Source organism: Pseudoalteromonas sp. NEC-BIFX-2020_002 (assembly GCF_013002825.1).
GTDB lineage: Bacteria > Pseudomonadota > Gammaproteobacteria > Enterobacterales > Alteromonadaceae > Pseudoalteromonas > Pseudoalteromonas neustonica.
Genome location: NZ_JABEPJ010000002.1, coordinates 168,395 through 184,173, shown reverse-complemented (window position 1 = coordinate 184,173; position 15,779 = coordinate 168,395). Strand labels below are relative to the sequence as shown.

Below are 15,779 nucleotides of genomic sequence, written 5' to 3'. Positions count from 1 at the left end.
ACTAAATAACAAAGGGGATTTTATTGCCAAGAAAAACAATTATTTACAATAGGGTTGTTTAGTGGAATTATTAAACGATGGAGTGGAGGTCATTTGGGGTGTCTAAAATATCAACGTGGTATTTGAGAAGCTCTTAGGCCAAATTAATAAGGAATATTGTGGCTATAAAAACTAATCAATCAAGTGCAATTAAAGATGAATTTAACTTTTCGACTCTGGGTATCTGGATAAAACTTTATTTGGTTGCACTTTGTGCTTTTTCATTAATACTTTCTATTGTAATGGTGAGTATAGTTATTAAAAAGGGAGGCGTACACCCAGCAGCACTAGTTGCCGCAGTAAGTGGTCTTTGTGGCTATGCTTATTGGCATTTATGGGCTGTATCTAGAAGAAAGGTTAAGCATATAACTACTTTAGCCGTGCTTAACTTAATAATAGGTGGAAATATTCTTGGCTGTTTAATGATGTTTTTTATTCGCCAATCCGCGGTTAAAGAAATCTCCAGCAATAAGTAATTAATGATAAATCCGCGAATTTATATTTGCCTAATAGCTCCATGAGCTAGCCCGTGAAAACTACTAGAGCTAGCTTACTCCATGTGGGCAGATACTGCAGTTTCGGGCTACACCCAGAAGAAAAATACAACGCAATAGTAGCGGTGCAACGTGATTCAGGTCGAAAGGAAAAACAAAATAGGAATATAGAGTCACCCGTCTGAGTCAAATTATTTAGGTATTTTTTAATTTTTTACGGTACATTTTTATTTTTACGCACTCCTTAAAGTAGTTAAAATTTATATGCGTCATGTTTAATTAGCTTGTTACGTATTCTTCACTAATCAAATTAAAAACTCACTGTACGGTATTAAGTTGTAAATAAAGTAATAGCTCTAGTTGTTTTTCGCTACAAAATACAACACTTGTTAACATTTTATTGGTTGTTACTGTATAATTAAGCTGCATTGGATATTTACCTTTGCGGTTTTTTTATCTCTAGGGTTTTGTTTATGAAGTGCTTTCTATTTTTATTTCTGCTGTTCAGTAGCCAGTTAAAGGCGCAGCAACCACTTATAATCGATATTATCAGCAGTGAAAACTTTAGTGAGCGTTATACGGCTTTTTTAAATGGTCGTGATGTAATGGATGTTACAGATTTTAATCCGAGTACAGATGGTTCACATCTTGAGATTGTTGAAATGATATTGCTCCAGCAAGCGCTGTATTTGGGAGGGGAAACTAAAAAAGTGGTATTTCGCCCGCAAACTTGGGTAAATTCGACGGAGTTTGATTCTTTAATTGACGGCAGTAGTTTAATGCTCGCACGTACCATCTGGCACGAAGACTTACTGGATTATCGAGGCTCTCTTTATGTAAGTGATGCCGTTATAGAGTTTGGCCAATATGAAGCTGGTTTATATGTATCAGTAGATAATAAACGCGCGCAGGAATTAAAGCCTTCAGAGTTAAATCAATTGACGGTTGTAGTCAACCCACGTTGGCATGTCGATTGGCGAGCGTTGGTAAATACCCCGATAAGCGTAATTAGCTATATTGGTCCTTGGGAAGATATGTTAGCCATGGTTGAAACACAGGTTGTAGATGCAATGATGATCAACTTTAGCGTCAGCGATCATTTAGATCTTAATTTTGAAGGCAAGCTATTCACACCACTAAAAAAATTAAAAGTAATTTTACCTGATACACGGCATTTTGCTGTGAGTAAAGCTCACCCTCAAGGCAAGCAGGTTGCCCAGGCATTAAAGCGCGGTTTGAAAGTATTGACTAAGCGAGGAGTGATCAAAAAAGCCTTGCAGCAATCGGGCTTTATTAACCAACAAACAATTGATTGGCAAGTGATAAATCAACAAATGATAGTGCCTAGATTATGATAAGAAAAACGTGTTTATTTTGTTTATGCTTTATTTTTATTATTCATACAGGCGTATTGTTTGGATCGACAGATGCCGAAGATAAGGAACAATTAGATTTTTATTATGCCAAGCTCAAAGCGGATGTGAGCATTGATAACACGTTGCATGTTATGACCTATTTAGCGCGGCTACGTCAACTTTCTATTAGCCAAAATGCCAAAGAGATTGAAATAGAAAGCTACTTTTTAGAAGCGATGATTAAGCGTCGTTATGGTGCTTACGGAGACGGTGTAAAATTAAACCATTACGCTCTTAAATTGGCTAAATCGGCTGGCAATGAGGAGTATACAGCGTGGGCGTATTTGCATTTAGCACATTTAGAGCTTGAATTAGAACGTTTCACGTTAGCGCTCGATTATATTCAATATCCAATTGATTTTTATAAAAATAACAATGCAAACTATGCTGCTTTGATGTTTCTTTGGCAAAGTAAAATATATTTAAGAATGGGAAGTTATTACCAAGCATTACAAGCGAATAGTGAAGCCTTGAAGGTCGTAACAAGCTCTATGAATATTTATTCTGAATTAGCTATTAATCAGGCTGAAATTCTACTTAAACTGGGTAATATCGAGGCCGCAAAATTAGCATTGAGTTTGGTTGACTTAAAAAAATTAGGTGGCTCAAAAGCGCGTATCAAATTGCATTATTATTTAGCATTAGCCAATAGTCATTTACAGACTGGTGGCTTAAACCAAGCAATTGAAATTGCATTGGCTCAATTGGAAAACCCTATTAACCTTCGCTTTTTAGAAGAACAAGCACGGTTACAATATTTAATTGCTATCGCGTATCGCCAGCAGAGTGATTATAAATTAGCGTATAAATATTTAAAACGTTACGCATTAAGCAAAGATGCGCTTAGTTTACAACGTCGTAACAATAAAGTACTCCAACTTGAATCTCATTATAAATTTGATTTACAAAATCAGGAGCTTAAGTTACTTGGTAAAGATAATATTTTAAAGGAACAGCGTTTAGATCAGCAGCAACAAGCGTTTACTAATCATAGATTGCAACAACAGCGATGGGTGCTAGGTGCCGTACTATTGTTTAGTATAGTTGGCTTTGTTTATTGGCGATGGCAGAACCAACGCTATCTAGTGGTATTAAAACAACGGGTAGCCGAACGAACGCAAGAGTTGGCCAAAAGTAATGAGCGTTTAAAGGCAATGAGCTTTACTGATAGTTTGACGGACTTACATAATCGCCATTATTTTTTTAGTGTTATTAATGAGTTACTAGTAGATTTTAATTCATTGCCTGATAATACTGAGCTTCAACGTTTAGTGTTCGCATTAATTGATATTGATAAATTTAAAAACATTAATGATAGCTTTGGGCACAGTGTTGGGGATCAAGTTTTGGAACAATTTTCTCACTTATTAAAGCAACAAGTACGAAGCGATGATTTACTCATACGATGGGGTGGTGAGGAGTTTTTACTTGTAATGAAAAACACCAGTTATGATGAAGCTGCGCATACTGTTGAGAAAATACGCGCCGAGATTGCTGATCACTTGTTTACGTTAAATAACGGTGAAAGTTTGCATGCAACATGCTCTATTGGTTTTGCTAGTTATCCATTACTAGACACTAAGCCTCAATTATTTAGTTGGGAGCAAATAATTGAACTTGCAGATGGCGGTTTATATTTAGCTAAAGAAAACCAGCGTAATGCATGGGTTGGCATTAAAGCAAGTGACTCAACTTCGCATCAGCAAAGCGAAGATGTCGTTAAAAATTACCGCGTGTATTTAGAACAGCGCACGCTCCATGTTACTACTAACATTGAAAGAACATTAAAATATTAGTCTAAATGGAATTAACCTAAGGCGTTTATGGGTATACTGCTGGGAATTAAAAAGTTATAAAACGGTCTCTTTGTGCTACCTGTTGAAGAAGTTTACCCACAATTAGTTACTACGTTACACGATAACCCTATCGCATTATTACAAGCACCACCGGGTGCAGGTAAGTCAACGTGGCTGCCATTACAATTAATGCGCGACGGGCACTTTAAGCGCATTGTAATGCTAGAGCCACGACGCTTAGCAGCGCGAAATATTGCTAATTACTTAGCGCAATGCCAAAACGAAAATGTGGGTCAAAGTATTGGCTTACGTATTAGGCAAGAAACCAAAGTCAGTGCTAATACATGCCTTGAAATTGTCACTGAGGGTATGCTTACCCGCATGCTACAAAACGACCCAGAGCTCAGTGATGTTGATTTATTGATCTTTGATGAGTTCCATGAGCGCTCGATAGCCGCAGATACTGCATTAGCATTTGCACTCGAATCGCAAGCTGCGCTTCGTGATGATTTAACTATTTTACTGATGTCGGCAACCCTTGATAGTGAACGCTATCAGCATTTTTTTGATTGCCCAATTATTCGCTCTAGCGGACGTAGTTTCCCCATTGACGAAGCCTATATACCGGTTAAAGATGAAAGCCGCTGGCTTGATGCTATTCCTGCTGTTATCAAACACGCATTAGATGAACAAGCGGGGAGTGCATTAGTGTTTTTACCCGGTCAGCGAGAAATAAACCGCGTACAGCAAGCGCTCGCTGATTTGCCCGCTGATTGCCATGTATTTACTTTATTTGGTGAGCAAGATAAAAGCGCGCAACAAGCTGCGATTGCTCCTGCACAAAAAGGCACGCGTAAAATCGTCCTGACAACCAATGTCGCTGAAACCAGCTTAACCATTGAAGGTATTCGAATAGTGGTTGATAGCGGCAAACGTCGCGTTGCCAGTTTTAATTTAAAAACGGGTGTGACAGAGCTCACCACACAAAGTATTTCACGTTCATCGGCAGTGCAACGGGCAGGGCGTGCTGGGCGAATTAAGCCCGGAATTGTCTACCGGTTAGGATCAAAACAAACTTTTGAGCGGCGTAATAGCCACGACGCACCTGAAATTTTAAGTGCTGATATCAGCCAGTTACTATTAGAGGCTAAATGTTGGGGAGCTGAGCTAAGTGATTTAAGCTTGTTAGATAGACCGACAGAGCAGCAAGTTCAGCAAGCGACTAAGTTATTGCAAATGTTAGAAGCGCTCGATAGCAATAACAAGTTGACCTCAATTGGCACCCAAATGCTGGGTTTTGGTGCGGATATTCGCTTAGCGCACATGCTAATTAAAGCAAAGCAGCTAGAGTCGAAAATGCCGGGTATTTATACCTTAGCGGCGTATTTAGTTGCCCTGCTAGAAAGCCGTGTTAATCACGTTGCAGATTTAAGTTTAGCGCTGCACAGTCAACATGCGCGGCCACACCCAATATTTAAACAGCAACTTAAGTTTTGGTTAAAACGTTTAAAGCTAAATGAAACACGCGAACTAAAAACCAATTATTTAGCTTTGCTGGTGGCATTAGCCTTCCCTGATCGCCTGGCTAAAAAGCGCGGCAATGGTTATTTACTTGCCAATGGCGCAGGTGCTGAGTTAAATACAGAGTACTGGCATAACGATGATTACCTTGCCATTGCTAATATGGGGGGCTATAAAGGCGGCCGCATTTTTTCCGGCATTGTGTTTACTCCCACAGAGATAGAGAATGATCTAGGGCACTTATTTAGTGAACAAACCCGCTGTGAATTTGATGAAAAAGCAGGACGTTTTATTCATCAAGATGAAGTGAAGCTAGGAGCAATAACTGTGTCGAGTCAGCCAAGTAAACACCGACTTGATAAAAGTGAGCGTGCAAAAGCGTGGTTAGCGTTATTTCACAAACAGGGTTTTGAATTATTTAATGAGCAAAATGACAGCGACCAGTTACTCACACGTATGTGTTTAGCCAGTCGTCTAATGCCTGAGCAGTTTCCTGAATTAACTAAGCAAGACTTAATCGATAACGCACAAGCATGGTTAAGTGTTTATCTTGAAGATATAAAAACGTTAGAGCAACTCAAAAAGTTTAATTACTTTAGCGCGTTGCAAAGTTGTTTTAATTGGCAGCAGCAAAGTGCATTAAATGATTTATTACCATTGAGAGTCACAGTGCCTAGTGGCTCAAATGTGCGGATTGAATATCAGCTTGATGGCCCCGCTAAACTCAGTGTACGTATGCAAGAGGTGTACGGTATGCTTAGCACACCGTTATTAGCACAAGGTAAGTTACCATTATTGATGGAGCTACTATCACCAGCAAGACGACCATTACAACTGACACAAGATCTCGCCAACTTTTGGCAAGGTAGCTATCGCGACGTGCAAAAAGAAATGAAAGGTCGTTATCCAAAGCATTTTTGGCCTGATGATCCAGCAACCAGTATTGCGACCAGTAAAGTAAAAAGTAAGATGTGAAGTCGTTGGTAGTTTACTTAAGATTAAACTAAATATTGGTCGAAAAGTCACCTTAGTTTAAGCTGAGGTGCTTTATCTCAGTGCTTGATAGCTAATCGCTATTTTTAACCTTCAAACAGCTGATTTATAATTAGCTCTCTAACTTTTGCTTTCTCTAGTGGTAGTGAAATAGAGGTAATTGAAAAGCCCTCAATAAAAGGGATAAGCAATGATACTAACTCTTTGCTTCTTTGCTCGTGAAAACCGAGAGAGATTAGAAGTGTAACGAGTTCATTACTGCATTGCTGATAGTAATTATCAAGACTAGTTTGTATTTTTTCTGAGCGACATGCAATAGCCCAAATTTCTCGAAACACTTCGCACCAACCTTGAACATCGTCAAAAGAAAGCAAGTTAATCATATAGCTCTTTATAGCGTCAGGGTTATTTTCCACATTACTATCTTGGACTGAGCTGCGAATATGGCTGAGGCAAATTTCGAGATATGAGTCAATAACACTACTAATTAAGCCGTCTCTATCACCAAAGTGGTACTGTACATTACTTAAAGTAACGCCACTTTGTTCAGCTACTTTCCTCAACGTTACACCGTGATTGCCACTTTGAGCGAGTATTTTTGTTGCGGTCTTTATAATTATTTCTTTATTTGATTTAATTTTCATCACTGCCCTTCTCTTAGTTGATTTCCATATCTTTTATTGTTTGCCCAGTTGCCATTCGACAAATCATAGCATAGCGCATCAAGTAGGTTTATCACCAAGCAATGTATTATTTAGATCGAGTAAGTAGAAAATCACCAGTGTTAAATTTTTGTTTCATATTTATCATTTCATTGACACAGTAGGTCGTTTGACCTACTGTGTGCTTGCTTTTTTTGTATCTCTATAAGGAAAATTACAGTGAAAATTACGTATGATGTTGTTATTGATGTTATTGCAGAGGTTTTAGAGCTCGATAAAGAGGAGGTAACTGTATCTAGCTCCGTAGTAGATGATTTAGGCGCTGATTCTTTAGATTTAGTTGATATTTCATTTTCATTAGGTAAGAAACTTAAAATTAAAATGCCTACAAAAACGACCTTAATCATCGCCAATGAGCTTTGCTCAGATGAAAAGATATTTACCGAACACGGTAAGTTGACGGCTTCAGGCGTGGATTTATTGATCAACAGTCCTAGTCATTATTCTCGCGATGAGATTGGCGTAAATTTGGCTATAACCAACTTACTAAGTTTAACAACAGTAAAGCACTGGTTCTCGCTTGCAAGCGAAGTTTACGATCACCCTGATCAAAACGGTGATCAATTACTACAAGAGTATATTGAGCAGTTTTGCGCCTCCAATAATATTGAACTGATTAACGTTCCAGCATAAGTTTGTTAAGGAAAAACAATGCATAAGGTTGTTATTACAGGGATTGGCATGACTGTTTCTGAACATCGAAATCCACATACCCTTTTTGCCACTTTAAAATCAGGCCAGTCACTGATCAAGGAAGATCAAGCTCTAGCTGCTATGGGTATTCATGGCGTAGCCAGTAGCCGTATCAGTGAGCAGGAAGTGACTTATTTGCAGCAACAATACGCATTTTTACAGCAGAGTAAAATTGCGCCTTCGGGCTTTATTGGTTTTGATGCATTGAGCCAATCTATAGTAGATGCAGGCCTAGATAAAGGTCAAATCAGGCAGGCTGGTTTGTATTTTGGTACTAATAAAACACTACCGACAACAGCACTGTTACATCAATTAGCTGGGCCGAATAGAGCCACTAGTCAATTAAATGAAAGTACAGCTTACTACAATCCGCAAACTGTGTTCGCAGATATGGTTAAACATTTTGGTATTGCTGGTCCACATGCTTCCTGTGCTGATGCCTGTGCAGCTGGCGCATCCAGTGTCATCTCAGGCTATCGAGAAATTGCCAGTGGTGCGTTAGATATAGCCATGTGCGGTGCTGCTGACTTTGGTACGCAACCGGTAATGCAGTTGCTATTTAAAAAAATAGGCGCACTTAATCAAGGCCATAGTTTTACTGACTCGAGTGCAGTATCACGACCATTTGATCGTGATCGCGCTGGGGTTGTTCTGGCTGATGGCGCTGCGTTTGTTGTAATTGAAAGCGAAACGTCGGCATTGAGAAGAGGCGCAAAAATTTATGCTTACATCAGCGGGGCTTATCGTTGCACTGAGTCCTACAAAATGACCTCAACAGAACCCAGTGGTAAATACTATGCGGAGTGTATGGAAACAGCACTTGCCAAAAGCGGTGTTGCAGCTGGTGATATTGATCATATTAGTGCGCACGGAACTTCCACAAAAAGTAACGATAGTGCTGAAAGCTTGGCCATAGCAAAGGTGTTTGGCAGTACAACAGCAGTCACTTCCACAAAGTCTGCATTGGGGCACTCTTTGGCGGGCAGTGGGGCTATTGAGGTTGTGTTATCTACTTTAAGTCTAAAGAACCAAGTAATGTTACCTACTTTAAACTTTTCAGCCCTTAGTAATGATGATGGTGAGATCAATGTTGTAACTAAGGCAACGGCAAAAAAAATGAATTATATACTCAGTAATTCATTTGGCTTTGGTGGAGTAAATACCAGTATTGTATTAGCGAGGGAAAGCAGATGTTAAAACCTGTTTATTTGTTTCAGGGCGAGACGCTGTTACCCCAGCAAGCTTCTTTAGAATCACTTCTCTACCATAAAGAAACATTAAAAAGCGCACCCTGCAAAAGCGCTGAATTACTAAATCAATCTGTTTTCACTTCAGCATTAGCTGATGAGCCTCTTAAGGATATCGGTGCTGAACGAATGGTGCGTAAAACCAGTGAGCGGCAAGCTCGATGGCTAATTGCCGCTGGAGTTAGAAGTTGGCGTCGATATATGAGTGAGCCACAGAACAGCAAGGCTGGGTTATTTATTGGTTTAGGCACAGTTGATTGTGATGAGGAGGATAACCCAGAGCTGGTCGAAGAGCCAACCGCTGAATGTTTATCGGCAGCTATGCTTGAAGAACGTCGACCTTTAATTTGTTTAGCGTTACTCAATTCAAGTGCGACGAGCCACATTGCACAATTGGCAGGGATCACAGGTGAAAATATGAGTTTTTCACCGCTGCAAAGTGCCGGTTTTAATGCTCTTTGTGAAGGCTATTTTGCAATTGCTGAAGGGCGGATAAAACATGCTTTATGCGGTGGTGGTAGTCAAAAAGTTACACCTTGGTCATTGCTCGCATACGAATCAATTTGGGCTAAGCAGGATAACTTTTGGTTAACTGAGGCTGCAGCGTTTATTGTTGCTAGTGATGAGGCGCGTTTGAATGAGCGAGTCGCTAGTGGTGTTTTACGTCATATCCAGCGTGCCAGCTTACAAAATAATAATGAATCACTCCCCCAGCAAATTAATCACCTCATGGAATCTTCATGTATAGGTACGCGTTCAATTGTCAAAATTATACTCGTTGGTGCATCGCCTGAGCAGTGCGAAATCACTTTAGGTGTGTTAGGTGACGATCTTTCAGCTCAGGCCGTCATTTTGGATCGCTATGTCGGTGCAACTATGGCTGCAGCAGCCGCTATCGCTTGTAATAGTGCATTATGTTATTTGCAAGCGCATAAGGAAGGAGTGGTCATTGTGATTACATTTGGCGATTACGCGGAGTTTGGTACTTTTATTATAGAGGCAAATAATGACTAATCGAGTAGTGGTCACAGGTTTGGGAGTGCTCAGTCCATTTGGTGTAGGAGTAGATACTTTTTGGTCCTCAGTTAAAGCGGGGGAAAATGCTGTTGATGTTTGGCACCCATCTGGGGTTGAAAACTTTCCAGTAAAGCACGCAGCTACCATTAAGTCAGATACGCAATCACTTGTTGATAACGAGCTGGCTGAATTTAATTTACCGAAACACATTGAAAGGCGTGCAATTTATGCACTGATTGCAGCAAAAGAAGCAATTGCTGATGCGCAGCTTTCAGAACAGTTAGCACAGGCTGCAATAGCTGTATGTAGTGGGGTGCCAGAGCTTGATGATACCTCCCTAGTAGCACTTGCAAAGCAACCTAAAGAAAATATTATGAATCATGCACTTGAGGAGAGGGAACGAGCAATAGAGCGCTTTTCAGGCATCCGTTGTAGTAATGATGTGCTGGCCACGACACTAGCTCAGCAGCTTAATACTTCGGGTTTTATATGTAATGTTAGTGGGGCGTGTGCAGGGGCTACTCAGGCCATTGGTCTTGCATATCGAGCAATTAAACGCGGTGAAGCTGCTGTGGTTTTGTGCGGAGGGGCGGATTCAGTACTAAGTATCCGCACTATGTCAGCGCTACACCTGTTAGGGGCTACAGCTGAAACACAGCGTTTTTCAAATCAACTTTGCCGACCTTTTGACCAAGACCGATCAGGGTTGGTTGCCGGTGAAGGGGGAGCAATGCTTGTGCTCGAAAGTGAGCAACACGCGCGCGAACGCGGCGCTAGAATTTATGCCGAAGTAACTGGTTTTGGCAGTTCTTTGGATGCTTACAAAGTGACGGCACCTCATCCGCAAGGCGAAGGTGCAATAAGCGCTATGAATGGCGCATTGCAAAGTGCAGGTTGTAATGTAAGTGATGTTCAATACATTAACGCTCATGGTACGTCGACGCCATTAAATGATGTGATCGAGACAAAGGCAATTAAAGCTGTTTTTGGTAGCCATGCAAATTCTATTGGTGTGTCGTCTACTAAATCGATGATTGGACATTGGATTGCAGCTGCGGGTGCACCGGAAGCAATAGCAACCATATTGGCAATTCGTGATCAATTTATGCCAGCAACAATTAATTTAAAACAACCTCAAGCAGAGCTTGATTTGGATTATGTAATGGGTCATGGAAGAAGCGCAAGGATTGACTGTGCTTTATCAAATTCGTTTGGTTTTGGTGGAATTAATGCCTCATTGGCTATTGCGAGGTATTATGGATAATAACTCTCATTCAATAGCTTTGGTTGGTTACGCTAGCAGTTATGCTGAAAATGAGTTCGCGTTATTGTTAGATAATCAACCGGAACACATCAAAGTGCCGCGAAAGTTAAAGCGTTACATGGCGCCATTTACAATCAATTCACTGACGGCCACAACTACTGCACTTGCTGACTTAACACTTACTGAGCGAGCTAAAGATGTGGGTATTTATACATCTCAAACAGGGTATAGCAATCCATTTTACGCCGAGTTTTCAGCAGCATTGCCATCGAATACTGAGTCAGCAGAGGAAACCTTTAAGGCACTTTGGTTAAGTGAGCGGGTGAATCCGTTTTTAATTACTAATGCACTTAATAATAATTTACTCGGAGTGTCAGGATTAAATTGGCAACTAAATGGAGATGCCTGTGCATTTATACGCGACCAGTTTGGTGCATTTGGTGCATTACAAGAAGCGATGACCGCGATTGCAGTAGGTGAGTGCCAGCTCGCGATTGTTGCAGTTGGAGGGAGCAGTAAAGACCCGCTTTCACAATGGTTTGATGGAACTGAAAGCGATATTACGACTGCTAATTTACAAGGCGCAACGAGCTTGGTGTTAGCGAGTGATGACTGGCTTTTAAATCACGGAAAACAAGCTTTGGCACGGTTGACTCTTGTTGCTAGTGGTTATGATCTAAACACCGAGCAATTAACATCTTTGATGACTCATTATGTAAAGCCAAGCCAGTTTTTAAGTTTTTATATTGACTCAGGTAAAGATAAAAATCGATCTTTAATGCAAGGTTTAATGAGTTTAGATATGCCTATTCAACCCCTCAATAGTTTTACGGGTTCGGACATCTGCCCGAGCATTATTACTTCTATCGCCTGCAACTTATTCGCACTTCGCAAACAAAAACACGGTCAAGGTATCAGTGTAAATTGCGATCAGGCTGGTTTTTACTCATTTGTTAGGATTGAAAATGAATCGTTATAGTCAATATTGTAAGCCTTCGCTGAATCACGGCATTTATGCAATGGGTTTGGATAGGGTTTTTCACCGTGCTGAAAAAGGCACTATGTTTTACTTTGATGAACAAGGCAATGAGTGCGAAGTCATAGATTTTCTCGGAGGTTATGGCGCTGCATTAATTGGGCATAATAACCCGAAAATGATCCAAGCTGCGACAGCAAACTTTCAACAACAAATTGCCTTTCATAATCAGTTTTCAGTGCGAGATGCTGCTAGTGAGTTAGCAGAGCGATTAAATGTAATATTAAAAACAGAAAACCAGCTGCATGATGATTTTTATTTTTCATTTACCAGCACAGGAGCGGAATCTATAGAGGTTGCAATTAAGCATGCTGAAATGGCACGACGCAATGAAACTCAATATTTTGTGGAAGAAATGCAATTTTCCATTTCGCAGCTACACCGCGCAACTAAGGTTGTTGAGCCGGTACTTAGCGATGAACAGCAACAATTACTCGGGTTGAGCACAGCTGTTAATATCGATGAATTTATTGCCGCGGTTCGTAGCTATAATGAGCAGCAATTATGTTTACAACCTTACTTTGTTGTGCTTAAAAATGCCTTTCACGGCAAATTAATGACCTCTATTCAGCTTACTCATGGTGAAATGTACCGCGCGCCTTTTGCTCACCTAGGTGTGCAATCTGAGTTTATCGCTGTGAATGAGCTGAATACCGTTTTATCAGCACTTAATAAAAAGCACTTTGCAACTTTACTAATGCCTAAATTAAAGGGCAACACTGTCAAACTAATTACGCAACCACTGCGCCTAGCAACAGCCATCCTTGTTGAACCTGTACAAGGCGAAGGGGGGATTCATTGCTTGACAGTTGAACATAGCCAACATTTAAAAAAACTTAGCCAAGCTCTTGATTGTCCAATTATTAGTGATGAAATTCAATCAGGTTCAGGTCGTTGTGGAGCACTTACAGCGGGCAGTGAAATTGGTTTAAAAGCAGATTATTTTGTCTTATCAAAAGCCCTTGCAGGTGGTATCGCTAAACTTGGTTTGGTTGCTATAAGAAAAAGTAAGTATCAAGCGGGCTTTGATATCATTCAAAGCTCAACTTTTGGTGAAGATGATCACAGTGCCAGAATTGCGTTAGCATTTTTAGATGAATTGTATGATCCACAACAAAATTTATTAGCGCGCATAAAAGATCAAGGCGAGCATATCAAAGTGCGATTGATTGAGTTACAAGCGAGCTACCCAGAGCTTATTAAAGAAGTACGTGGTAAAGGCTTACTAATTGGTATTGAGTTTAATGCGGATATGGCACTTGATTCAATTTGGTTAAAATCAATTCTTTACCAAGGCTTTTTAGGCTACATGATCACGGGGTATTTATTTAATAATTACCATATTCGTGTGGCTCCTTCATCAAGTGCTCCTAATGTTGTGCGTTTAGAGCCAACCATTCATGTAACTGAGCTTGAAATTGATCAATTGATTACAGGATTAGAAGATGTTTGTAAGGTATTGCAATATCAAGATAGCTATCACTTTTTAAAACACCTAACGAAGGAGGCTAAAACACGTTCTACACGTGCTGAGTTGGCTGATTTTAGAGCGTTTTATTCAGGCCTTCAACAGAGCGATAATGAAGCTGACGTTAAAGTTGCCTTTGTTAATCACTTGATTTCTGCTGACTGGATTTGGCAGGTAGATCCAGCAATGGAAGGAGTGCCCGAGGTTGAAGCTAAACTACTTATTGAGCGCTTGGGATTTGATTGGCGAGTCGCTCCTTTGCCACCGATGCGCATTACCTCGACAGCAGGTAAAACGGTTGACTTTATTTTATATCCTTTATCTGTTACTTCTGAGCAGATCAGTGTGATGCTGCAAAACAATGAATTAGACGCCATTAGGCGTGCTGTTTCAGAGCGGGCGCAAACCGCGCAGAGAGATGGTTGCTCTGTTGCTGGTTTTGGTATGTTTACCTCCGTGGTTAGTAATAATTGCAAATCGATTAGAGCTACCGATATCGCATTAACGTCAGGCAATGCGTTAACTGTTGGTATGACTAAGCTGGCGGTACTTGAGCAAATTAAAGCGCGTAATGTGCACGTTGACAAGGTCGCAGTCATAGGGTCAGCAGGGAATATTGGTTCAGTATATGCCACTGTAATGGCTGAACATTGTCAGCAATTAGTGCTAGTGGGCAGTGCTCGTATGGGCTCGAAAAAACGCTTACTCAAAGCTGCGTATAAAATTTACAGTGATATTTGGGATAGTGTGAAGACACAAAGCTCACTCACTGGGCTGATCAAAAAAGTAGCGGAACATCCACAGTGTCAACATTGGCTAGCAGATGAAGCTCGATGCCCAAGTGATATAGCATCGGCACTGTTTGAGCTATTTAGTCAAGATATGAACGGTCTTGTCGTTATTGCAGATGAGTTAAGCGAAGCTTATGACTGCTCAGTAATAGTGTGTGCAACCAATGCCTCTGAAGCTATTTTAGATGTTAGTAAACTGATGAGTAATGCGCTGATCTGTGATGTATCTATTCCTCATAACCTCAGCAATGAGGATCTTGCTCTTCGACCTGATGTGAGCTGTATTCGGGGCGGCATAGTTGGCACTCCAAACGGCGAGTCACTCGATGCTAGAGCTAGAGCATATTTAGACCCAGGACAAATATACGCATGTATGGCCGAGTCAGTGATCCTTGGTTTAGAAGGCGTCCAACAGCATTACTCTTATGGCGATCTCAGTAAGCCTCAAGTTGATGAAATTTTAGTTATGGCACAAAGGCAGGGATTTTTCTTAGCGGGTAGTAAAGATAAGGGGTCGATGTAATGAGTACTCGAAGTAATCTTGATGCCAGACCTATCGCGTGTATCACTGGCGCAACGCGTGGCATTGGCCGTGAAACAGTGTTGCATTTAGCAGCGCAAGGATATGACATTGCCTTTGGTTATCGCGATGAAGTACAAGCAAACAACTTGCGTGAAGAGCTTATTACTCTAGGAGCCCAAGTATTCTGCCAGCCACTTGACTTGCTAGACAGCGACAGTATCAGCGGTTTTTTTGAGGCGATGAGTAATCAGAACTTAAGTTTAGATTTACTCGTAAACAATGCCGGCATAACCAAAGACAATCTACTTGCGATGATGACTCATGAAGAGTTAGCGCAGGTAATCACGGTTAATTTAACCGCGCCAATCTTATGTGCTCAGGCTGCGTTAAAAATAATGTTACCGCAAAAGCGTGGCTGCATTATCAATATGTCTTCTGTTTCGGCAATCAAACCAAATCCAGGTCAAACTAATTACGCTGCTTCTAAAGCGGGGATTGAAGGTTTTACTCGTGCTTTGGCGGTTGAAGTAGCACGCAAAAATATAAGAGTAAATTGTATTGCACCAGGAATTATTGAAACCGAGATGGTAGCTGATGTACTGCGTGGAAATGAGCTCGCTGCAAAGTCAAAATTACTGTGTAAACGAATTGGCAGTCCTCGTGATATCAGCGCTTTGGTCGTTTATTTAGCTAGTAGAGAGGCCGAGTTTATTACAGGCGAAATATTTGCTGTTAATGGTGGCATGTTGTTGAGGTAAAA

At 40.7% G+C, this 15,779-nt stretch carries 12 protein-coding genes; 11 read left to right on the top strand and 1 reads right to left on the bottom strand.

Going from position 1 to position 15,779, the window contains the following annotated elements; translation table 11 throughout:
• The first annotated feature begins 158 nt into the window (after positions 1–158).
• The 4 genes from HJP15_RS03065 (at position 159) to hrpB (ending at position 6,240) form a co-directional block, all read left to right on the top strand.
• On the top strand, positions 159–515 hold the full coding sequence (locus HJP15_RS03065) for a hypothetical protein (RefSeq protein WP_170173060.1): 357 nt from the start codon (positions 159–161) through the stop codon (positions 513–515).
• Positions 516–1,006: 491 nt separating this feature from the next.
• On the top strand, positions 1,007–1,888 hold the full coding sequence (locus HJP15_RS03060) for a transporter substrate-binding domain-containing protein (protein ID WP_054453695.1): 882 nt from the start codon (positions 1,007–1,009) through the stop codon (positions 1,886–1,888).
• Positions 1,885–3,744 (top strand): tetratricopeptide repeat-containing diguanylate cyclase, encoded by a 1,860-nt coding sequence (locus HJP15_RS03055; protein WP_170173059.1) that lies wholly within the window; start codon positions 1,885–1,887, stop codon positions 3,742–3,744. The genes HJP15_RS03060 and HJP15_RS03055 overlap by 4 nt, the downstream gene beginning before the upstream one ends.
• A gap of 72 nt (positions 3,745–3,816) precedes the next feature.
• Entirely contained in the window at positions 3,817–6,240 is a 2,424-nt protein-coding gene (hrpB, locus tag HJP15_RS03050) for an ATP-dependent helicase HrpB (RefSeq protein ID WP_170173058.1), read from the top strand.
• Positions 6,241–6,344: 104 nt separating this feature from the next.
• Here hrpB and HJP15_RS03045 read toward each other — a convergent pair whose 3' ends face one another.
• Positions 6,345–6,902: a TetR/AcrR family transcriptional regulator gene (locus HJP15_RS03045; RefSeq protein WP_170173057.1), complete on the bottom strand. Its 558-nt coding sequence runs from the start codon at positions 6,900–6,902 to the stop codon at positions 6,345–6,347.
• A gap of 237 nt (positions 6,903–7,139) precedes the next feature.
• On the opposite strand from HJP15_RS03045, the gene HJP15_RS03040 reads away from it, so the two are divergent.
• From HJP15_RS03040 to HJP15_RS03010, 7 genes are read left to right on the top strand one after another with little or no spacing between them, the layout of a single operon-like run.
• Positions 7,140–7,613 carry a phosphopantetheine-binding protein gene (locus HJP15_RS03040; protein ID WP_169326460.1) on the top strand — a complete coding sequence of 158 codons (474 nt, stop codon included), beginning with the start codon at positions 7,140–7,142 and terminating at the stop codon, positions 7,611–7,613.
• 18 nt (positions 7,614–7,631) lie between these two features.
• Entirely contained in the window at positions 7,632–8,870 is a 1,239-nt protein-coding gene (locus HJP15_RS03035) for a beta-ketoacyl-[acyl-carrier-protein] synthase family protein (RefSeq protein ID WP_170173056.1), read from the top strand.
• Positions 8,864–9,934, top strand: coding sequence for a beta-ketoacyl synthase N-terminal-like domain-containing protein (locus tag HJP15_RS03030; protein WP_169326458.1), 1,071 nt, complete (start codon positions 8,864–8,866; stop codon positions 9,932–9,934). Before HJP15_RS03035 ends, HJP15_RS03030 begins: the two co-directional genes overlap by 7 nt.
• Positions 9,927–11,201 carry a beta-ketoacyl-[acyl-carrier-protein] synthase family protein gene (locus HJP15_RS03025; protein WP_170173055.1) on the top strand — a complete coding sequence of 425 codons (1,275 nt, stop codon included), beginning with the start codon at positions 9,927–9,929 and terminating at the stop codon, positions 11,199–11,201. The genes HJP15_RS03030 and HJP15_RS03025 overlap by 8 nt, the downstream gene beginning before the upstream one ends.
• Positions 11,194–12,180, top strand: a complete 987-nt coding sequence (locus tag HJP15_RS03020) for a hypothetical protein (protein WP_170173054.1) — start codon at positions 11,194–11,196, stop codon at positions 12,178–12,180. The genes HJP15_RS03025 and HJP15_RS03020 overlap by 8 nt, the downstream gene beginning before the upstream one ends.
• Positions 12,167–15,019, top strand: coding sequence for an aminotransferase class III-fold pyridoxal phosphate-dependent enzyme (locus HJP15_RS03015; RefSeq protein WP_170173053.1), 2,853 nt, complete (start codon positions 12,167–12,169; stop codon positions 15,017–15,019). The genes HJP15_RS03020 and HJP15_RS03015 overlap by 14 nt, the downstream gene beginning before the upstream one ends.
• Positions 15,019–15,777 (top strand): SDR family NAD(P)-dependent oxidoreductase, encoded by a 759-nt coding sequence (locus HJP15_RS03010; protein WP_170173052.1) that lies wholly within the window; start codon positions 15,019–15,021, stop codon positions 15,775–15,777. Before HJP15_RS03015 ends, HJP15_RS03010 begins: the two co-directional genes overlap by 1 nt.
• Positions 15,778–15,779 lie beyond the last annotated feature (2 nt).

Excerpts from the sequence above, each read along its gene's own strand:
- HJP15_RS03060 (WP_054453695.1), top strand. The coding sequence starts at position 1,007 with ATGAAGTGCTTTCTATTTTTATTTCTGCTGTTCAGTAGCCAGTTAAAG.
- HJP15_RS03045 (WP_170173057.1), bottom strand. The coding sequence starts at position 6,902 with ATGAAAATTAAATCAAATAAAGAAATAATTATAAAGACCGCAACAAAA.
- HJP15_RS03030 (WP_169326458.1), top strand. The coding sequence starts at position 8,864 with ATGTTAAAACCTGTTTATTTGTTTCAGGGCGAGACGCTGTTACCCCAG.
- HJP15_RS03020 (WP_170173054.1), top strand. The coding sequence starts at position 11,194 with ATGGATAATAACTCTCATTCAATAGCTTTGGTTGGTTACGCTAGCAGT.
- HJP15_RS03010 (WP_170173052.1), top strand. The coding sequence starts at position 15,019 with ATGAGTACTCGAAGTAATCTTGATGCCAGACCTATCGCGTGTATCACT.
- HJP15_RS03035 (WP_170173056.1), top strand. The coding sequence starts at position 7,632 with ATGCATAAGGTTGTTATTACAGGGATTGGCATGACTGTTTCTGAACAT.
- HJP15_RS03015 (WP_170173053.1), top strand. The coding sequence starts at position 12,167 with ATGAATCGTTATAGTCAATATTGTAAGCCTTCGCTGAATCACGGCATT.
- HJP15_RS03055 (WP_170173059.1), top strand. The coding sequence starts at position 1,885 with ATGATAAGAAAAACGTGTTTATTTTGTTTATGCTTTATTTTTATTATT.
- HJP15_RS03025 (WP_170173055.1), top strand. The coding sequence starts at position 9,927 with ATGACTAATCGAGTAGTGGTCACAGGTTTGGGAGTGCTCAGTCCATTT.